Origin of the sequence: Aeromonas sp. s13, assembly GCF_040907905.1 — a bacterium.
Lineage (GTDB): Bacteria > Pseudomonadota > Gammaproteobacteria > Enterobacterales > Aeromonadaceae > Aeromonas > Aeromonas veronii.
Genome location: NZ_JBFOCS010000017.1, coordinates 54773 through 75022 on the forward strand (window position 1 = coordinate 54773; position 20250 = coordinate 75022).

General features: G+C 60.3%; 20 protein-coding genes. 17 read left to right on the forward strand and 3 right to left on the reverse strand.

The features are described from left to right. Window positions 1–39 precede the first annotated feature (39 nt). Entirely contained in the window at window positions 40–1362 is a 1323-nt protein-coding gene (rlmD, locus tag AB5Y82_RS02135) for a 23S rRNA (uracil(1939)-C(5))-methyltransferase RlmD (protein WP_159144320.1), read from the reverse strand. A 153-nt stretch (window positions 1363–1515) separates the two neighbouring features. Between rlmD and barA the strand changes: the two genes are divergently transcribed. The 7 genes from barA (at window position 1516) to galE (ending at window position 10505) form a co-directional block, all read left to right on the forward strand. Further along, complete coding sequence (gene barA / locus AB5Y82_RS02140; protein WP_159144321.1) at window positions 1516–4233, forward strand: two-component sensor histidine kinase BarA; 2718 nt, start codon at window positions 1516–1518, stop codon at window positions 4231–4233. Window positions 4234–4322: 89 nt separating this feature from the next. After that, the gene (locus AB5Y82_RS02145; RefSeq protein ID WP_159144322.1) at window positions 4323–4802 is read left to right on the forward strand and encodes a DUF1456 family protein; all 480 of its coding nucleotides are present in this window, start codon (window positions 4323–4325) and stop codon (window positions 4800–4802) included. Between the two features lie 34 nt (window positions 4803–4836). Continuing rightward, the gene (locus AB5Y82_RS02150) at window positions 4837–5724 is read left to right on the forward strand and encodes an N-acetylmuramoyl-L-alanine amidase (protein ID WP_159144323.1); all 888 of its coding nucleotides are present in this window, start codon (window positions 4837–4839) and stop codon (window positions 5722–5724) included. 155 nt (window positions 5725–5879) lie between these two features. Beyond that, complete coding sequence (locus AB5Y82_RS02155) at window positions 5880–6347, forward strand: Dps family protein (RefSeq protein WP_005362843.1); 468 nt, start codon at window positions 5880–5882, stop codon at window positions 6345–6347. A 289-nt stretch (window positions 6348–6636) separates the two neighbouring features. After that, entirely contained in the window at window positions 6637–8286 is a 1650-nt protein-coding gene (gene hcp / locus AB5Y82_RS02160) for a hydroxylamine reductase (protein ID WP_159144625.1), read from the forward strand. A gap of 121 nt (window positions 8287–8407) precedes the next feature. Continuing rightward, complete coding sequence (locus AB5Y82_RS02165; RefSeq protein WP_159144324.1) at window positions 8408–9397, forward strand: hybrid-cluster NAD(P)-dependent oxidoreductase; 990 nt, start codon at window positions 8408–8410, stop codon at window positions 9395–9397. 94 nt (window positions 9398–9491) lie between these two features. Continuing rightward, window positions 9492–10505 (forward strand): UDP-glucose 4-epimerase GalE, encoded by a 1014-nt coding sequence (gene galE / locus AB5Y82_RS02170; protein ID WP_159144325.1) that lies wholly within the window; start codon window positions 9492–9494, stop codon window positions 10503–10505. Window positions 10506–10574: 69 nt separating this feature from the next. Here the strand turns inward: galE and AB5Y82_RS02175 are convergent, their stop codons facing one another. Next, on the reverse strand, window positions 10575–11276 hold the full coding sequence (locus AB5Y82_RS02175; RefSeq protein WP_368173596.1) for a phosphatase PAP2 family protein: 702 nt from the start codon (window positions 11274–11276) through the stop codon (window positions 10575–10577). A gap of 257 nt (window positions 11277–11533) precedes the next feature. Between AB5Y82_RS02175 and mpl the strand changes: the two genes are divergently transcribed. Next, window positions 11534–12904: a UDP-N-acetylmuramate:L-alanyl-gamma-D-glutamyl-meso-diaminopimelate ligase gene (mpl, locus tag AB5Y82_RS02180; RefSeq protein WP_201946644.1), complete on the forward strand. Its 1371-nt coding sequence runs from the start codon at window positions 11534–11536 to the stop codon at window positions 12902–12904. Beyond that, a complete protein-coding gene (locus AB5Y82_RS02185) occupies window positions 12901–13512 on the forward strand; it encodes a flavin prenyltransferase UbiX (protein WP_111900180.1) in 612 nt (203 codons plus the stop codon). The genes mpl and AB5Y82_RS02185 overlap by 4 nt, the downstream gene beginning before the upstream one ends. Window positions 13513–13584: 72 nt before the next feature. On the opposite strand, the gene AB5Y82_RS02190 is transcribed toward AB5Y82_RS02185, so the two are convergent. Then, window positions 13585–14199, reverse strand: a complete 615-nt coding sequence (locus AB5Y82_RS02190; RefSeq protein WP_159144328.1) for a TetR/AcrR family transcriptional regulator — start codon at window positions 14197–14199, stop codon at window positions 13585–13587. A 201-nt stretch (window positions 14200–14400) separates the two neighbouring features. Between AB5Y82_RS02190 and hpt the strand changes: the two genes are divergently transcribed. The 8 genes from hpt (at window position 14401) to AB5Y82_RS02230 (ending at window position 20162) form a co-directional block, all read left to right on the forward strand. Next, a complete protein-coding gene (gene hpt / locus AB5Y82_RS02195) occupies window positions 14401–14931 on the forward strand; it encodes a hypoxanthine phosphoribosyltransferase (protein WP_159144329.1) in 531 nt (176 codons plus the stop codon). Window positions 14932–15042: 111 nt separating this feature from the next. Continuing rightward, entirely contained in the window at window positions 15043–15960 is a 918-nt protein-coding gene (locus tag AB5Y82_RS02200) for an ABC transporter ATP-binding protein (protein ID WP_005335620.1), read from the forward strand. Further along, window positions 15957–16730, forward strand: coding sequence for an ABC transporter permease (locus AB5Y82_RS02205; protein WP_019445351.1), 774 nt, complete (start codon window positions 15957–15959; stop codon window positions 16728–16730). Before AB5Y82_RS02200 ends, AB5Y82_RS02205 begins: the two co-directional genes overlap by 4 nt. Window positions 16731–16947: 217 nt before the next feature. Continuing rightward, window positions 16948–18099 carry a double-cubane-cluster-containing anaerobic reductase gene (locus AB5Y82_RS02210; protein ID WP_201939135.1) on the forward strand — a complete coding sequence of 384 codons (1152 nt, stop codon included), beginning with the start codon at window positions 16948–16950 and terminating at the stop codon, window positions 18097–18099. Window positions 18100–18108: 9 nt separating this feature from the next. After that, entirely contained in the window at window positions 18109–18891 is a 783-nt protein-coding gene (locus AB5Y82_RS02215) for an acyl-CoA dehydratase activase (protein WP_159144331.1), read from the forward strand. After that, entirely contained in the window at window positions 18888–19196 is a 309-nt protein-coding gene (locus AB5Y82_RS02220) for a DUF3343 domain-containing protein (protein WP_159144332.1), read from the forward strand. The genes AB5Y82_RS02215 and AB5Y82_RS02220 overlap by 4 nt, the downstream gene beginning before the upstream one ends. 14 nt (window positions 19197–19210) lie before the next feature. Then, on the forward strand, window positions 19211–19630 hold the full coding sequence (locus AB5Y82_RS02225; RefSeq protein ID WP_234888379.1) for a MauE/DoxX family redox-associated membrane protein: 420 nt from the start codon (window positions 19211–19213) through the stop codon (window positions 19628–19630). 4 nt (window positions 19631–19634) lie between these two features. Then, window positions 19635–20162 (forward strand): rhodanese-like domain-containing protein, encoded by a 528-nt coding sequence (locus tag AB5Y82_RS02230; protein ID WP_159144334.1) that lies wholly within the window; start codon window positions 19635–19637, stop codon window positions 20160–20162. Window positions 20163–20250 lie beyond the last annotated feature (88 nt).

The following is a 20250-nucleotide window of genomic DNA, read 5'->3' on the forward strand; positions in this document are numbered from 1 at the left end:
CCGGATGACCTATCCGGCATCGCCGAACTGATGAGTCATTTACTCCCGTTCAAACAGCGCCATGGACTCCAGATGACCGGTGTGAGGGAACATGTCGAGCATGCCGAGGCGCACCAGACGATAACCCCCTTTCACCAGCACCTGACTGTCCCGCGCCAGGGTGACCGGGTTACAGGAGACGTAGACCACCCGCTTGGGTGAAAGTTTCACGACGTGTCCCATCACTTCCAGTGCGCCGGGGCGAGCCGGATCCAGCAGCACCAGATCAAACCCTTCCCGCGCCCAGGACATGCCGACGATGTCATCGCTCAGGTCGGCTTTGTAGAAACGGGCATTGGTGATGCCGTTGCGACGGGCGTTCTCTTCGGCCCGCTGCACCATGGCCAGTTCACCTTCCACACCCACCACTTCGCGAGCCTGACGGGCCAGCGGCAGGGTGAAGTTGCCGATACCGCAGAAGAGATCGAGCACCTTGTCATCCTTGCTCGCCCCGAGCCATGTCAGCGCCTGCTCAACCATGCTCTGGTTGATGGGGCCGTTGACCTGAATGAAGTCACCCGGAGCAAATGCAAGAGACAGGCCATCCAGCGAATAGGATGGGGAAAATTGTTGCTGCAGCGCTTCGATGCGATCATCGGCCGCTTGCAGATAGAGGTCGATCCCCTGCGCTTTTGCAAACTCCACCAGCAGGGCGCGATCCGCCTCATTGGGGCGGCCGGTGTGGCGCAGCAGCATCATGATCCCCTGCTCCGCCTGGATAAGCTCCACATGGCCCAGCTCACGCTGGCTCTTCAAGCGATTGAGGCACTCACGCAGCGGGGCAATCAGCGCAGAGAGCGGCTCGGCCAATACCGGGCAACCGTCGATCTCCACCAGATCGTTGCTGTTGCGACGGCGGAAACCGACCCGGGTGCAGCGACCGTTCTTGTCAAATTTGATGGCCAGACGACAGACCCGGCGGTAGGCACGATCTTCACCGGTCAGTACCGGCTCCAGCGCCGGCGCCTTGATGTTGCCCAACCGCTCGAACAGGCTGACCAGTCCGGCCGCCTTGGCGGCTTGCTGATCGGCAACCGACATGTGCTGGGCACTGCAACCGCCGCACTCGCGATAGTGGCTGCAGAAGGGGGCGATACGGTTGGCTGCCGGGGTAACCACCTGTTGCAAGGCGGCGTGACCATACTGCTTTTTCTCTTCGGTGATGCGTGCCTTGACGGTCTCGCCGGGCAGTGCCCCTTCGACGAAGATCGCCTTGCCCTGATGGCGACCGATACCGACGCAGTGGTGATCGAGGGTGTCTATCGTAAATTCAATGCGTTGGAGCTGGGTGGACTTCTTTTGGGGCTTGAAAAACTGGGCCATAAAACTTGGTGCCTATAGGTGGCTATGTCATGATTGTGAAATCTGCTGCCGGGTATTGTCCCACAAGAATAATAGTATGACCAAATACGGCCACAGAGCCCGTGTATTGCCATCAACCCTATCGCCAACCCTGTTCACTGGTGGCCTGTTCGTATGACCAAATATGGCCTGAGAGCACGCGTTCTCGCCTTCACCATCCTGCCGACCCTGATCATCGGTGGCCTGATGGCCGGTTACTTCACCTTCCACCGCTACCAGCAGCTGGAAAACAACCTCATTGATCAGGGGATCAACATCATCGAACCGCTGGCGATAGCCAGTGAATACGGGATGACCCAGCACAGTCGCGAATCCCTCAAGCGGCTGATTGGCCTGACCCACCGCAAGAACTCCCCCTTCATCAAGTCCATCGCTGTCTTCACCCAGGACAACCAGCTGTTCGTCACCTCGAACTATCACCGGGATTTCACCCGACTCAGGCTGCCCGATGGCGAGCCTATTCCGGATTTGACCAGCGTGACGTTTCAGGGGGACGACATCATTTTGCGCACCCCGATCCAGGCTGAAACCAGTCTGGATGGCTTCCCGCTGCCCAGCGATGTAGAGCCGCCGATGATCGGCTACATCTCGATGCAGATGGCGACCGATCGGGCCATGCTGCTGCAGTACCGCGACACCTTCTTTGCGGTGATCATGGTGCTCATCGGGGTGGCCTTCAGTACCCTGTTTGGCTTCCGTCTGGTCAAGAGCGTGACCCAGCCCATCACCAACATGGTGCAGGCGGTGCACAAGATCAGGGAGGGACGGCTCGATACCCGGGTCAGCGGCCAGCTCACCGGCGAGCTGGATATGCTGAAAAACGGCATCAACGCCATGGCCAAGGCGCTCTCCGAATATCACGAAGAGATGCAGCAGAATATCGATCAGGCCACCTCTGACCTGCGCGAAACGCTGGAGCAGATCGAGATCCAGAACGTCGAACTCGACATGGCCAAGAAGCGGGCGCAGGAGGCGGCGCGGGTCAAGTCGGAGTTTCTGGCCAACATGTCCCACGAGCTGCGCACTCCGCTCAACGGGGTCATCGGTTTTACCCGCCAGCTGCTGAAAACCAGCCTGACCCCGAGCCAGACCGACTACATGCAGACCATCGAGAAGTCGGCACGCAACCTGCTTGGCATCATCAACGACATCCTCGACTTCTCGAAGCTGGAAGCGGGCAAGCTGCAGCTGGAGCATATCCCGTTTAGCCTGCGCGACACCCTCAACGAGACCATGCACCTGCTCGGCCCCAGCGCCCACGACAAGCAGCTGGAGCTCTCCCTGCGGGTGGATGCCGATGTGCCGGACTACCTCACCGGCGACCCCATGCGTCTGCAACAGGTGCTGACCAACCTCACCGGCAACGCCATCAAGTTCACCGAACAGGGCAACGTCGATGTCCATATCGAGCAGACCGGCAGTGGCAACCACAAGGTGAGGCTCAACGTCCAGATCCGTGATACCGGCATCGGCATCTCCCAAGAGCAGCAACATCAGCTTTTCCAGGCCTTCAATCAGGCCGACTCCTCCATCTCCCGCCGTTATGGCGGCACGGGCCTTGGCCTCGTCATTACCCAGAAGCTGGTGCAGCAGATGGGCGGCCAGATCCGCTTCGAATCGGAGCTCGGCAAGGGATCCATCTTCTCGTTTAGTCTGGATGTGGAGGTCTCGCCCCTGCCCCAGACCGATCAACTGCCGCTGGATCGGATCCGTGGCAAACGGCTCTGGCTGCTGGAGCCGGATCCCTTCGCGCAAACCTCTCTGCTCGCCCTGCTGGCGGAGTGGCACCTCGATGTGCACCCACTGACCAGCGATGATCCTTGGCCTGAGATGAGCGAGCAGGAGATGGTGATCATCGGCAGCAGCACCCAGCATACGCCGCAGCAGGTGCTCGGCCGTCTCGACAAACTGAACGGCCAGCAGCAGAACACCATAGTACTGCTCAGCAGCCACGAGCCGGCACTCTATGAAGCTATGCTGGCCCATGGCGCCCAGCACTGTCTCTCCAAACCGGTCAACCATCGCAAGCTGCTGCACGCCCTGCTCTCGCCGGAGTCGAGCCGCCAGAAGCTGCCCGCCCAGCCTGCGCCGCGCCAGTTGCAGCCGATCAAGGTGCTGGCGGTGGACGACAACGCCGCCAACCTCAAGCTGATCGCCGCCATGCTCAAGGAGATGGTGAGTCAGGTGGTGGTGTGCAAAAACGGCAAGGAAGCGGTCAAGCAGGCCCAGAGCCAGCCGTTCGACATCATCTTCATGGATATCCAGATGCCGATCATGGATGGCATCAGCGCCACCCAGGCGATCCGCAACCAATCCCTCAACACCACCACCCCGATCGTGGCGGTGACCGCCCACGCCATCCCCGGCGAACGGGAACGGCTGATCCGGCAGGGGATGGACGACTATCTGGCCAAGCCCATCGACGAGAGCATGCTGGCCCAGCTCATCACCGACTTTGCCCATCGCCGTCACCAGAATAATGGTGCCCAACAGATCGACTGGGCACTTGCGGTGCGGCAGGCGGCGGGGAAAGAGCATCTCGCCAGAGAGATGCTGACCATGCTGCTGGCCAGTTTTGACGAGGTCGAGCCGGTGCTGGATAGCGCGCTGGCTGGCGAAATTGAAGATAGCGAGGTGCTGGCCCAGCTCCATCGCCTCAACGGTGGCTGTGCCTATTCCGGGGTGCCGGGACTGCAACGGCTGCTCTCCCAGCTGGAGCAACAGCTGCGTGACGGCGTGCCGGTGAGCGAGCTGGAACCCGAGCTGCTGGAGCTGCAAGATGCGCTGGAACTGGTGCGCCAGGAGGCGCCCCGCTATCTCGGCAAGGCTTGATGAGCTTGACCTGAAGTGTATCGGCCCCCGCTTTTTCTGACGCGAGGGCTGCCAGATGGTAAAGTTGCGCCGTTTACACAGGAGTCAGCATGACCAACAACGATATTCTGCGCCGTCTGCGCTACGCCCTCACCATCAGCAACGACCAGATGGTCGAGATGTTTGCCAAGGGCAACCTGACGGTCACTCACGCCCAACTGCACAGCTGGTTGATGAAAGAGGCGGCGGAAGGTGAAGAGCAAGAGGCAGGCTATGTTGCCTGTCCCGACTCGGCCCTGAGCCAGTTCCTCGACGGTTTCATCATCGCCCGCCGCGGCGTGCGCGAAGATGCACCGGCCCAGGTGATCCCGAACCGGATCAACAACAACATGATCCTGCGCAAGCTGCGCATCGGTCTCAACTTCAAGGAAGAGGATATGCTCGGCACCCTCAAGCTCGCCGACTTCAACCTCTCCAAGTCCGAGCTCAGTGCCCTGTTCCGCTCCAAGGATCACAAGCACTATCAGGCTTGCGGGGATCAGATCCTGCGTAACTTCCTGATCGGTCTCACGGCCAAATACCGCGGCTAACCAGCCGCGCGACTGTACAGACAGGGCCTTCGACATGTGCCAGCGACTCACTCCTCCCACGCTCAGCAGCCTGGCTGTGGCAGGGGGATGGCGCTGGCGCTGTCTTCTTCCCCTCTTCTTTCTGCCACTGGTTCTGCTGCTGGGTGGTTGTACTCCGTCCGAATATCAGCTCTCAACCCGCTATCAGAGCGCCAACCAGAACGAGCGGATCGCCTTTCTGATCCTCCACTACACCGACGAAGATGATGCCAACTCCTTGCGCCTGCTGACCGAGCCGGAGCACAAGGTGAGCGCCCACTACCTGATCCCCCGCGACAGCCACGAGACCCCGCTACCGGTCCATCAGCTGGTGCCGGACAGCGCGCGCGCCTGGCATGCCGGACGCAGCCGCTGGCACCAATATGCCGGGCTCAATGCCAGCTCCCTTGGCATCGAGATCGTCAACCTCGGCTATCCAGCAGAAGATGAGCCGCTGGCCCCCGATGCGCGGCGCTGGCAACCCTATACCCCGCAGCAGATTGCTGCCGTCGGCGCCCTCAGCCGGGAGCTGGTCGCCCGCTACCAGATTCCACCGACCCAGGTGCTGGGCCACAGCGATGTCGCCCCCGAGCGCAAGCAGGATCCCGGCCCCCACTTCCCCTGGCGCCAGCTCTATCTGACGTACGGGGTCGGCGCCTGGCCCGATGAAGGTCGGGTGGCTGAGTTGCTGGCCAGCCCCTTGCCCGACTGGGATGCGGCCATGTGGCAGCAGCAGTTGGCCCGCTATGGCTATGGCCTGCCCCGGAGCGGCCAGTGGGATGAGCAGAGCCGCGCCGTCATGGGCGCCTTTCAGCTCCACTTTCGCGCCAGCAAGGTCGATAGCAAACCAGACCGCGAGTGTCAGGCCATCCTGATGGCGCTGCTCGAAAAATACTTCCCCTAATCCTCATCCATTGCCCCCGTCGCTGCGTACTGTTTGATAGCTGTTAGCTATCAAACAGTTAGGTACAAGCAATTGTCCCTTCATTTTGCAAGGCGTTACTCTGACTGCGTTCCGAAAGAGAATTTAAAACCGATTTCCAAATCTGGAGGTGAATGATGAAAAGCCCGATTGGTCTTGATACTGCTCAATCACAAGCCCTGGCAGCCGAGTTGAACAAATTGCTGGCCAGCTACCAGATCCTCTACATGAACGTGCGCGGCTTCCACTGGAATATCCGTGGCAACCAGTTCTTCGAACTGCACCTGAAATTTGAAGAGATTTACAACGACCTGCTGCTGAAAGTCGATGCCTTGGCCGAGCGGATCCTGACCCTGGATGGCGTGCCGATGCACAGCTTCAGTGACTACCTGAAAGTCTCTGCCATCCCGGAGCAAAAAGGACTGCACGATGGCCGCGCCTGTGTCGAATCCCTGCTGGATAGCTTCCGCGAACTGCTGGTCGCCCAGCGCCGAATTCTGGGCCAGGCCGCCGAAGCCGGTGATGAGGGCACAGCCTCCATCCTCTCCGACTATGTGCAGCAGCAGGAAAAACTGGTCTGGATGCTGCGCGCTTATCTGGCCTGATAGTGAACCAAGCCGACTACAGCGTACGTATGCTGGCTTGAGTAAGTACCGGGCCGAAAGCTCCTGACCAGACCACGGCCCAATCCGTCTGATTGTTATGTTCTGTTGCAAACCTGAGTTGTCTCTCCTTTTATCCACCCGCTTGCCGCCCTGTTTGGGCGGCTTTTTTTGTTTTTGATCTGCATCAAGGGAATCTTAATTGGCAAATTGAATGCCTATTAAGTTTTTCGCGAGAGGAATAGAATCGCCACAAAACAGACAACTGAAATGTCCAATTAGGAGAGACATGATGTTTTGTGTGCAATGTGAACAAACAATTCGTACCCCGGCAGGCAACGGCTGTGCCTACGCACAAGGTATGTGCGGCAAGACGGCGGAAACCTCGGATCTGCAGGATGTGCTGATCTACACCCTGCAGGGGCTCAGCGCCTGGGCGCTGGCCGCCCGCGAGCAGGGCATCATGGATCGCGAGGTCGATGCTTTCGTGCCCAAGGCCTTCTTCGCCACCCTCACCAACGTCAACTTCGACTCGAATCGCATCGTGGCCTACGTCAATCAGGCCCTCGCCTATCGCCAGCAGTTAGCCGATCGTCTGACCGCCATGGCGGTGCAGGTCAACGACTTGCCACAGTCCGCTTACTTCGAACCCGGTGCCGAACTGCTGGAGCAGCTTGCCCATGCCGCGCCAGCCGCCCCCAATCGGGGCAAGAGCGAGGTGAACGAAGACATCATGGGGCTGCGCCTGCTCTGTCTTTACGGCCTCAAGGGCGCCGCCGCCTACATGGAGCACGCCCGGGTGCTGGATCAGCAGAGTGACGAGGTGGCCGCCGAGTTCCACCGCATCATGAGCTGGCTCAGCACAGATCCTAGCGAAATGGGTCGGCTGTTCAGCTGCGCCATGGAGATCGGTCAGCTCAACTTCAAAATCATGGAGATGCTGGATCTCGGTGAAACCAGCGCCTTCGGTCATCCGGAACCGACCCAGGTACGCGTCACCCCCATCCCCGGCAAGTGCATTCTGGTCTCCGGCCACGACATGATGGATCTCAAGCTCATTCTGGAGCAGACCAAGGGAACCGGCATTCATGTCTACACCCACGGCGAGATGCTGCCCGCACTGGCCTATCCCTTCTTCAAGCAGTACTCCCATCTGGTGGGCAACTACGGCTCCGCCTGGCAGAACCAGCAGAAGGAGTTTGCCAACTTCCCGGGCGCGGTGGTGATGACCTCCAACTGCATCATCGACCCGAATGTGGGCAACTACTCGGATCGTATCTTCACCCGCTCCATCGTCGGCTGGCCGGGCGTCACCCATCTGGAGGGAGATGATTTCTCCGCCGTGATTGCCAAGGCGCAAGCGCTGGAAGGCTTCAAACACACAGAGCTCGAGCACTTCATCACCATCGGCTTTGCCCGCAACGCTCTGATGCAGGCCGCCCCCGCGGTGATTGAGAAGGTCAAAGCCGGAGAGATCAGCCACTTCTTCCTGGTAGGTGGCTGTGACGGCGACAAGGCCGAGCGCGCCTACTTCACCGAGTTTGCCAAGGCGGCGCCGCGTGACAGCCTGCTGCTCACGCTGGGTTGCGGCAAATACAAGTTCAACAAGCTCGACTTTGGCGACATCGGTGGCATTCCCCGTCTACTGGACGTGGGTCAGTGCAACGATGCCTACTCCGCCATCCAGTTGGCGCTGGCGCTCTCCGAAGCGTTCGAGTGCGGGGTCAACGATCTGCCGCTGACGCTGGTGCTCTCCTGGTTCGAGCAAAAAGCCATCGTTATTCTGCTCACCCTGCTCTCCCTCGGGGTGAAAGACATTCGTACCGGCCCAACCGCCCCCGCCTTCCTCACCCCGGCCCTGCTCAAGGTGCTGGAAGAGCAGTTTGGTCTGAAAGGGACCACCATGGCCGAGGCTGACCTGGCCGAGATCCTGGCGGCCTGATCGGCACCTCATGTTGTAAGCATTTGGCGAGCCGCCCGGCTCGCCTTTTTTCTGGACCCGGCTTTTTCACCAGACGTTTTTCAAACCGTTTCAAACCTTATCAAACCCAAGGAGCCTTGTGATGACCTCTCTCACGCTCACCTGCATTGGCCGCCAACAGGACACCCACGACGTCGTGAGCTGGCAGCTGGCGCCGCTTTCCGGCTGCCTCCCTCCCGTACTGGCTGGCCAGTGCATCACCCTGCATACCGAGATTGACGGCCAGCCGGAGTGCCGCGCCTATACCCTCTCCTCCAGCCCGCAAGATGCCTGCTGGCAGGTGACAATCAAGGATGTGGGACGGGTCTCCCGTCATCTGCACCAGAGCCTGCAAGTGGGGGACGAGATCCGGGTGGATGGCCCGTTCGGCGATTTCAACCTGACCGCCTTGCCTTGCAAACGGCCGCTGCTCTTGAGCGCTGGTTCCGGCATTACCCCAATGTGGTCCATGTTGCGGGACGAGCTCGCCAAACAGCCGGATGCCGATATCCGCTTTATCCATAGCGCCCGCTCGCCAGCAGATGTGATCTTCGCAGATGAGTTGGCTGCACTGGCTGAGGCCCATGCCGGTGTACGCCATGCCCTGATTCTGGAAGAAGCCCCTGCAGATCACCCCTGGATTGGCCGACTCACCCCCGCCATGCTGGCCGAACTGGCCCCGGATCTGTGCGAACGCCATGTCTATCTCTGTGGCCCGGCACCCTATATGGCGGCGGTCAGCACCATGCTGACAGAGCTGGGTTTGCCGCCGGAGCAACTGCATCAGGAGTCCTTTGGTCTTCCCCCCGCAGAGCCCGCCACCACCACCAACGATCACTTCTGGCTGACCCTGAAAAAGAGCGGAAAAAAGGTGAAAATCCTGCCGGGTCAGACCCTGCTGGCGGCGCTGGAAGCGGCGGGCGAAACCATAATGGCCGCTTGCCGCGCCGGGGTATGTGGCAGCTGTCGTTGCACCACCACAGGTGACATCGAGCGCCAGAGCATGATGACCTTGAGTGCGCAGGATCTGGAGAGCGGCGTGGCTCTGGCCTGCTCCTGCACCGCGAAAGGGGATATCAGTCTCGATTATTGAGATACACAAAGGGCTTCATTGGTATCTCAACCTTTTCCCGAGCGGGCAGGACGGGTAGACTCTGCCCCAGTTTCACCAGAACACGGGATAAAAAATGACAATACTGGTCACAGGGGGCGCCGGCTATATCGGCTCCCATACCCTGGTTGAACTCTTGAACGTCGGGCAGCAGGTCGTGGTACTCGACAACCTATCCAACTCCTCACCGGAGTCACTCAAGCGGGTCGAACGGATCACCGGCAAGCCGGTCACCTTCGTCGAAGGGGATGTGCTGGACAGAGCCTGCCTGCAGCAGCTGTTTGCCAACCACCAGATCGAATCGGTCATTCACTTCGCCGGCCTCAAGGCGGTCGGAGAGTCGAGCCAGATCCCGCTCACCTACTACCAGAACAACATCAGCGGCACTCTGGTGCTATGCGAAGAGATGGCCAGGGCTGGCGTTTTCCGGCTGGTATTCAGCTCCTCGGCCACCGTCTATGGCGATCCCGCCTCGGTACCGCTGCGGGAAGATTTCCCCACCAGCGCCACCAACCCCTATGGTCGCTCCAAGCTGATGGTGGAGGAGATCCTGCGCGATCTCGCCAAATCCGATCCCCGCTGGGCTATCGTGTTGCTGCGCTACTTCAACCCGGTCGGCGCCCATGAGAGCGGCCTGATTGGTGAAGATCCCAACGGCATCCCCAACAACCTGCTGCCCTATATCAGCCAGGTGGGTGTCGGCAAGCTCAAGGAGCTGGGGGTATTTGGCAACGACTACCCGACCCCGGATGGCACCGGCGTGCGCGACTACATCCATGTGGTGGATCTGGCCATCGGCCACCTGAAAGCACTGGCGCGCATCAAGAGCGACACCGGCGTCTTCACCTACAACCTGGGCACAGGTCAGGGCTACTCGGTACTGGAGATGGTCAAGGCGTTTGAAGCGGCCAGCGGCCGACCCATTCCCTACCAGATCAAACCCCGCCGCCCGGGCGACATCGCCGAGTGCTGGGCAGAGCCGACGCTGGCCCGTGCCGAGCTGGGCTGGCAGGCAGAGCGCGGTCTGGAGCAGATGATGGTCGATACCTGGCGCTGGCAAAGCAACAACCCGAACGGCTATCAAGGCTGATCTCTCGCGGGTGGATAACAAAACGCCCCGACATTTTCATGTCGGGGCGTTTTATTTTGCGACGTTCAATCAGTGGGTCTGACTGCGCAGCAGCGGCACACGGGCCAATCGGGGGGCTATGCGGTCTATCAGCCGATCTGCCAGCGGGGTCAGCAGCAACCATGGCAGACAGAGGGTCGCCAGCCCAAGCGCACCGACGTAGACATCGGTAAACCAGTGGGCGCCAGCCAGAATGCGTGGCGTGGAAAAGATCGGCACCATCAACAATGCACTGACACCGGCCCAGCGCGGCAGATAACGCAAGGCGTAGCCGGCGAAGATCATCAGGAACAGGGCGTGATCCCCGGGGAAGCTGTCACCGGAAGAGTCCTTGGTCGGAATAGCGCTGATCTGGGTCACCCGCAGCGCATCGGCCACCATCAGGGTCGGGCTGGGTCGCTCCACCGGCAATCGGTGACCAAGCTGGTTGATCACCAGTGCACTCAGCAGCATCACTATGCCCATTGCCACCAGTTGGCGACGACCCGCCAGATCCCGTGCAAAGAAACATCGGGCCAGGATCAGCCCCATACAGGCCAGCACCGCCAGATCGAACAGCCGGTTATTGGTGATGGCCACCAGATCGGCCCACAGAGCCGACTGCCCGAGCCAGCCGTTGACGGTATGAAAAATCGCGAGGTCCCACTGATCCCAGGGACCATGAGCGGGCAGCGCAGCCCAACTGATGGCCACCAGACCACCGACCAGATAGCAAAGCAGGAACTTGCCCATGGGGACTCTCCTTTAGAAAAGGGCGATATCGTAAAACTGTAGAGTGCGTCACAAAACCGAAGAATTGTAAGAAAGTGCGACACAATATCAAGCCTCAAATAAAGCCCATCAGCCCATTCCAATCTCGCATATCCCAACAGCGCCAAGATTTCTGCCTCCGGTGCTGCATCTATGGGCCTCCACCATGAGTGCGGCTTGTGCCACCACCGCAACACCCCCTAGAATGCGCACTTCCCTTTACTGCGAAAGGAAGCGGTATGCATATTCACATTCTTGGGATCTGCGGCACCTTTATGGGTGGTCTGGCGGTGTTGGCAAAACAGCTTGGTTACCGGGTGACCGGTTCGGATGCCAATGTCTATCCCCCCATGAGCACCCAGCTCGAGCAACAGGGCATCGAACTGACCGAAGGCTATGACCCCTCCCAACTCGATCCGGCGCCGGATCTGGTGGTGATCGGCAACGCCATGAGCCGCGGCAACCCCTGTGTTGAATATGTGCTGGACCGCAATCTGCCCTACATCTCCGGCCCCCAGTGGCTGCTGGAGCATGTGCTGCAAGATCGCTGGGTGCTGGCCGTCGCTGGCACCCACGGCAAGACCACCACCGCCAGCATGCTGGCCTGGGTGCTGGAGTACGCCAAGCTGGAGCCCGGTTTCCTGATCGGCGGCGTGCCGGGCAACTTCCCGGTCTCGGCCCGTCTCGGCTCCGCCCCCTTCTTCGTCATCGAAGCGGACGAGTATGACTGCGCCTTCTTCGACAAACGATCCAAGTTCGTCCACTACCACCCGCGCACCCTGGTGATGAATAATCTGGAGTTCGACCACGCGGACATCTTCCCGGATCTCGCCGCGATCCAGCGCCAGTTCCACCACCTGATGCGCACCGTGCCGAGCAACGGCCGGGTGCTGTTCCCGCAAGCCGATGACAACCTCACCGCCGTGCGCAAGATGGGCTGCTGGAGCGAAGTGGAGCTGGTAGGTCAGGACGACGCCAAGTGGAAGGCGGTCAAGCTGGCCGATGACGGCTCCGCCTTCGAGGTGTGGCTGGATGGTGAAAAACAGGGCGAGGTGCACTGGGAGTGCATTGGCGAACACAACGTCAACAACGGCCTGATGGCTATCGCGGCCGCCCGCCATGCTGGCGTGATGGTGGAGCACGGCATCGCTGCCCTCTGCCAGTTCAAATCCCCCAAGCGGCGGATGGAGCTCAAGGGCGAAGTGGCTGGCATCAGCGTCTATGACGACTTTGCCCACCACCCCACCGCCATCGAGACCACCCTCGGCGGCCTGCGCGCCAAGGTGGGTGAGGCCCGTATTCTGGCGGTGCTGGAGCCACGCTCCAACACCATGAAGCTGGGGGTTCACAAGGAGGAGCTGGCTGGCTGCTTCGATGGTGCCGACGAGGTGTTCTTCTTCCAGCCCCCCAACATCGGCTGGGATCTCGGCGAGGTGACCGCCCATATGACCCGACCGGCCAAGGTATTCAACGATCTGGAGACCTTGATCAACCGGTTGGTGGCCGAGAGCCGCGATGGCGACCATATTCTGATCATGAGCAACGGCGGCTTCGGTGGCATTCATGACAAGCTGATCACCCGCCTCAAGGATTACCACGGCGAACTATGAACAAAGCGATCACCCTGGCGCTGACCGGCGCCTCCGGCGCCCCCTACGCCCTGCGCCTGCTCCAGTGTCTGGTGCAGGCGGATTATCGGGTCTACCTGCTCGCCTCATCGGCGGCACGAGTGGTACTCAAGACCGAGCAGCAGCAGGATTGGCCCGGCTCGCCGAGAGAGCTCTCTGTTTATCTTTGTCGCCAATATGGCGCCAAGGAGGGGCAGATTGTCGCCTGCGGCAAGGAGGAGTGGTTCTCGCCGGTGGCCTCCGGTTCGGCCGCGCCCAAACAGATGGTGGTCTGCCCCTGCTCCATGGGCACCGTCTCGGCCATTGCCAACGGCACCTCTGACAACCTGCTGGAACGGGCGGCGGATGTGGTGATCAAGGAGCGCGGCCAGCTGATCCTGGTGCCCCGCGAAACCCCCTTCTCGGCGATCCATCTGGAGAACATGCTGAAACTGGCACGGCTCGGGGTGACCATCATGCCCGCTGCCCCCGGTTTCTATCATGAGCCGAAAAGCATCGAGGATCTGGTGGACTTTATGGTCGCCCGCATCCTAGATCATCTGGGTGTCGAGCATGAGTTGACCCACCGCTGGGGCTATGGCCACCACTGAGCTGACCGCCATATCCGGCCATAAAAAAACGGCGCCACTCAATGAGTGACGCCGTTTTTTCGTTAAGCCGTGTTAGCGAGCCTGAATTGGCGCCGTCACGTACTTGAACAGGAAATCAGTCACCTCTTGGCGCACCGGGCGCTGAGGTTGATTGATCATCTGCATCATCACATAGCCAAAACCGGTCAGAGAGCGGGCCAGATCCTGTGCTGACAGCACGCTGGTGATCTCCCCTACATCCATGGCGGTTTGCAGCTCGCTGGCGATCAGCTCAAGGCAGTGATCGAGCAGCCGGGTATAGCGGGGCCATACCTCTTCCCGAACCGATGAGCTCCACTCCAGCCAGATACCGGCATAATCCGGTTGATCGTAGGCGGCATCGACAGAGAGGCGTACATGACGCTGGATCTTGTCGAAAATGGAGCCCTGGTCACCGTATGCCTGCGACAGCATCTGGTTCACAAAGCGTTCGATCTCGGCCAGCACCTCATCTACCAACTCCTCGCGGGTGTTGAAATAGTTGAAGACGGTAGCCACAGAGACCTTGGCCTGTTCGGCTATCTCGGCGTGACCTGCACGGCCAATGCCGCGACGGGAGAACACCTCGATGGCACATTCCATCAATTGGGAGCGACGAGCTTCCGGCGACAGCCGGGTACGACGTCTTATTTCTGCGCGTGGTTCCATAGTTTTTATCATCTAATAGTTATTGATTATGGTGTTTATAGTATTTTAACTAATCATGCCTGAGTGCCTGCTAACTCTATCAATTAAAATAAGCCGATAAAAGCACCACGTATCTCTAGCACCCTTCAACATGAGTGGTAGAATCATCGGTTTTGATATTCATGAACGGCCAAATCCCCTTTGGCCTTATGGGAGTAAGTGATGAAACACACCGTCGAGGTGATGATCTCCGAGGCTGAAGTAGCCGCCCGGATCGCCAAATTGGGTGAAGAGATCACCGCCCGCTATCAGGGTTCTGACGAAGTCGTGATGATTGCGCTGCTGCGCGGTTCCTGCATCTTCCTGGCCGACCTCTGCCGCCAGTGCCAGCTGCCCATCACCCTGGACTTCATGACCGCCTCCAGCTACGGCTCCGGCATGCACAGCACCCGTGACGTCCGCATCCTCAAAGACCTGGACGATGACATCAAGGGCAAGGATGTGGTGATCGTGGAAGACATCATCGACACCGGTTACACCCTCAACAAGGTGCGCGAGATCCTCTCCCTGCGCGAGCCGAAATCCTTGGCCATCTGCACCCTGCTGGACAAACCCTCCCGCCGCGAAGTGCAGGTGCCGGTCGACTGGATTGGCTTCGCCATTCCGGACGAATTCGTGGTCGGCTGTGGCATCGACTACGCCCAGCAGTACCGCAACCTGCCGTTTATCGGCAAAGTGGTACCCCAGGAGTAAGCCAGGTTCAGGAATATCACGGGTGAAGCGGCCTTGCGCCCTTTACTCTGTGCAGGCGGCCTTGGCCGCCTTTTCTGTATCGAGCCGGATTCAACCATCACAGAGGTTGCAATGAACGCACTGGAAATCAGCGGCCTGAAAAAGACCTATCAGGGGGGCGTCGAAGCCCTTAAAGGCATCGATCTTACCGTCAGGCAGGGGGATTTCTTCGCCCTGCTAGGCCCGAACGGAGCGGGCAAATCCACCACCATCGGCGTCATCAGCTCGCTGGTAAACAAGAGCGCCGGCAAGGTGAAGGTATTTGGCTACGACATCGACAGCGATCTCGAACAGGCCAAGGCCCAGCTCGGGCTGGTGCCGCAGGAGTTCAACTTCAGCCAGTTCGAGAAGGTGATCCAGATTGTCACCCATCAGGCCGGTTTCTACGGCGTGCCCAAGGCGGAAGCCAAGATCCGTGCCGAGAAGTACCTGCGCCAGCTCGATCTGTGGGAGAAGCGCGACATGCCTGCCCGCACCCTCTCCGGCGGCATGAAGCGTCGCCTGATGATCGCCCGCGCCCTGATGCACGAACCCAAGCTACTGATCCTCGATGAACCGACCGCCGGGGTCGATATCGAGATCCGCCGCTCCATGTGGACCTTCCTCAAGGATCTCAACGAGCAGGGCGTCACCATTATTCTCACCACCCACTATCTGGAAGAGGCGGAGATGCTCTGCCGCAACATCGGCATCATCGACAAGGGTCGTCTGATCGAGAACACCAGCATGAAGAATCTGCTGGGCAAGCTGGGTCGCGAGACCTTCCTGCTCGACCTTGCGCCAGGTTCTGCCGTACCTGAGGTGCCAGAGTTCAACGGCCGTATGCCGGATGAGCGCACCCTCGAGGTAGATCTCGACAAGAGCCAGTCACTCAACAGCCTGTTCGAGCAGCTGTCGAGCCAGCAGGTGCAGGTCGTGAGCATGCGCAACAAGGCCAACCGGCTGGAAGAGCTGTTCGTCAATCTGGTCGAAGAGGGGAGAAAAGCATGAATCTGGCCATCTACTACATCGCCTTCAAGAGCATTCTGGCCAAGGAGGTGAGCCGCTTCACCCGGATCTGGATCCAGACCCTGGTGCCACCGGCCATCACCATGAGCCTCTACTTCGTCATCTTCGGCAACCTGATCGGTTCGCGCATCGGTGACATGGGCGGTTTCACCTACATGGAGTTCATCGTGCCCGGCCTCATCATGATGTCGGTGATCACCAACTCCTACTCCAACGTTGCCTCCTCCTTCTTCAGCGCCAAGTTCCAGCGCAATATCGAGGAGATGCTGGTGGCACCGGTGCCCAACTACGTCATCATCGCCGGCTATGTGGGTGGAGGCGTGGCACGCGGCCTCTGTGTCGGCCTCATCGTCACCCTGGTGTCGCTGTTCTTCGTGCCGCTGCAGATCCACCACCTGTTCAGCGTCTGCTTCACCGTGCTGCTGACCGCCATCCTCTTCTCGCTGGGTGGCCTTATCAACGCGGTGTTTGCCAAGACCTTCGACGACATCAGCATCATCCCCACCTTCGTGCTGACACCCCTCACCTATCTGGGCGGGGTGTTCTACTCCATCAGCCTGCTGCCCCCCTTCTGGCAGGGTGTCTCCCAGGTGAACCCCATCATCTACATGGTGAACGCGTTCCGTTACGGCTTCCTCGGTATCTCCGACGTGCCGCTCGGCACCGCCTACCTCATCATCATCGGCTTTATCGTGGCCCTCTACGGTATCGCCTGGTGGCTTATCTCCCGCGGCACCGGGCTGCGTCACTGATGACATGAAACGGGCACCTCGCGGTGCCCGTTGTTTATTCTCATCCCCCTCTCTTCATCACACATCAGATAACCTCCCTGTTATTAAGGCTTTATCCGGCACCTTGTGATCCACCGCAATTTTCGAATTACCCCCAAAGGTATAATTCCCGCGGTTGGAAGAGCCGTGATGGACGGCCTCTTCCTCTCTCTCATTTCCCAGCAGGACAGGATCGCTTATGTCACTGATCACCGAGTTGCCAGCCATTTTCGAGAGTTTTTCAGATGCCCGTCGTCAGGGCTTTCTGGCTGTGATGGCACTCAAGGAGCGACAGATCCCCCTGGTTGGTACCTACTGCACCTTTATGCCGCAGGAAGTGGCGATGGCCGCCGGTGCGGTGGTGGTATCGCTCTGCTCCACCAGCGACGAGACCATCGAGGAGGCCGAGAAAGATCTGCCCCGCAACCTCTGCCCGCTGATCAAGAGCAGCTACGGGTTCGGCAAGACCGACAAGTGCCCCTACTTTTACTTCTCCGATCTGGTGGTGGGTGAGACCACCTGCGACGGCAAGAAGAAGATGTACGAGTACATGGCCGAGTTCAAACCGGTGCACGTGATGCAGTTGCCAAACCGCGCCGATGACGAGGCCTCCCGCACCCTGTGGCGCAGCGAGATCGTCCGCTTCAAGGCGCTGCTGGAGCAGCAGTTCGGCAACCCCATCAGCGAGCAGGCGCTGCACGAGGCGATCGTGCTGAAAAACCGCGAGCGCCGCGCGCTGGCCGACTTCTACCGGCTGGGCCAGCTCAATCCGCCGGCACTGAGCGGTACCGACCTGCTCAAGGTGGTCTATGGTGCCACCTTCCGCTTCGACAAGGAGCAGCTCATCAGCGAGCTGCAGGAGATGACCCGCCGCATCAAGGTCGAGTATGCCGAGGGCAAGCGGCTTGATGCCCGCCCGCGCATCCTCATCACCGGCTGCCCCATCGGCGGCGCGGCCGACAAGGTGGTGCGCCTCATCGAGGAGCACGGTGGCTGGGTGGTGGGCTACGAGAACTGCACCGGCGCCAAGGCAACCGAGCAGTGCGTCAGCGAACAGGGCGACCCGTTCGATGCGCTGACCGACAAGTATCTGGCCATCGGCTGCTCCTGCATCTCCCCCAACCACCAGCGCATGAATCTGCTGAGCCAGATGGTAGAGGAGTATCAGGCGGACGGAGTGATCGATGTGATCCTGCAGGCTTGCCACACCTATGCGGTGGAGTCGCTCGCCATCAAGCGCCATGTGCGCGAACGCCACGGTATCCCCTACATGGCAGTCGAGACCGACTACTCCAGCGCCGACAAGGGACAACTGGCCACCCGGTTGGCCGCCTTTATCGAGATGCTGTAAGGAGGCGCCGTGTCACTTTCCATCGGGATTGACTCGGGCTCCACCGCGACCAAGGGGATCCTGTTCGACAGCCGGGATGGCGGGCGTATCGTCCGCCGTTTTCTGGTGCCGACCCCCTTTCGTCCGCTGGCTGCCATCGAGCAAGGCTGGGAGGAGCTCTCGGCCGATTTGCCAGAGCGCCCCCACCTGACCCTGACCGGCTATGGCCGGGATCTGGCGTCGTTCGCCGATCTCCGGGTTACCGAGATCTCCTGCCACGGGCTGGGGGCTCGCCTGCTCTGCCCGTCGGTACACACCGTCATCGACATCGGCGGGCAGGACAGCAAGGTGATCCAGCTCGATAGCGACGGCAACCTCACCGATTTTCTGATGAACGACAAGTGCGCCGCTGGCACCGGTCGCTTTCTCGAGGTGATCACCCGCACTCTGGGAGCTCGGGTCGAGCAGCTTGACGAACTGCTGCAAGGGGCCGAGCCCCACGACATCAGCAGCATGTGTACCGTGTTTGCCGAATCGGAGGCGATCAGCCTGCGCTCGGCGGGCATTCCGGCCGAGTCAATCCTGGCCGGTATCGTCCGCTCCATGGCCCGGCGCAGTGCCAACTTTATCGGCCGCCTCGGCGCCCGACCGAGCGTGCTCTTTACCGGCGGCGTCAGCCACTGCGCCACCTTCCGCCACTATCTGGCCGAAGGGTTGGGCTGCGAAGTGGCCACCCACCCGGATGCCCAGTTTGCCGGTGCGCTGGGGGCTGCCCTGTTCGGCGCGCGCGCCAGCACAGGAGGCAAATCATGAATCAGGAGTTTCTCTACCTGTTCCACTCTACCCTCGGCACGGTCAGACTGCGCAAGCGGCTGGAGCAGCACGGTCAGTCGTTTCGGGTCTGCGATGTGCCGCGCCTGCTCAGCGCCGGCTGTGGCCTCGCCATTCGCCTCCACTGCCCGCCAGACGAGTGGCAACAGTGGTGTCAGAACGGTGAAACCACCGCCGTCTTTCGCTGCGAAGCGGACGGCGACTATCACGAGCTGGCCCGCTATCCGGCCGATAGCCCGGACATGGCGAAGCAAACTCCAGTGGCTGGCAGTCGGAGTCATGGATGATAAAGAGCTATCCCATGGCCGTTTATCTGCGCATGCTGGCCAATCTGGCGCTGGGGGGATTCTTCCTCGCCTCCGCTGGGTTCAAGCTGGTCTCCCCCGCCCTGTTCATCGAGCAGATCGGCGCCTTTGGCCTGATCTGGCCGCCGCTGATCCCGCCGGTGGCCTGGGGGCTGATCGCCCTTGAGCTCTGCGCCGGGCTTGCAGTCATGGCCAACCGGCGCTGGGGGCTGTGGCTGGTGATCGGGCTGCTCGCCCTGTTTATTCCGGTGTTGGGCTATGGCGTTGCCATCGGGCTCGACATCTCTTGCGGCTGTCTGGGCAGGGCTGACCTCAGCTCATTGCCGGAGGCCATTGTGCGGGATCTGCTGCTACTGACGCTTGCGGGCGCCCTGCTGCGAACTTCCCGCCCCGTTTTTCCCGTTCTAAAGGAGTAGTGACATGATGACATTGCGATCCCGCACCCTGCTGGCCTCGCTGATCGCCGCCAGCTTTGCCCTCGGCGGCTGTGGCGATAACCAGTTCGAGCAGGAGGTGAAGCTGGAGCAGTCGGCTGTGCAGTTGGCACAGGAGGCGCAGCAGGGGGGCTATCAGCTGCTGACCGTGGCCGAGCTGAAGACCCGCATGGACAAGGGTGAGGAGCTGGTGATCATCGATACCATGCCCTATGAGGACTCCTACAAGAAAGAGCACATCCCGGGCGCCAAGAACTTTGTCTTCGTGAAGGAGGCCAAGTCCGGCGACAACTGGAGCGAGATTGTCGAGGGGAGCGGCACGGCGGAGCAGTTCCAGGCGCAGCTGGGTGAAGACAAAGCCCGCCCCGTGGTGATCTACTGCGGCTTCGTCAAGTGCGGCCGCAGCCACAACGCAGCCGCCTGGGCGGTGACTCAGGGCTATCAGCAAGTCTATCGGGTGCCGGGCGGCATCTTCGCCTGGAAAGGAGCCGGTTACCCCGTCTCTGCCGAATAATCGCGTCTGCCCACAAGGCAACACAGCCGATATGAAAGAAGCCCGCAACTGCGGGCTTCTTTCATATTACGTGGCACTCAGGGTTAGC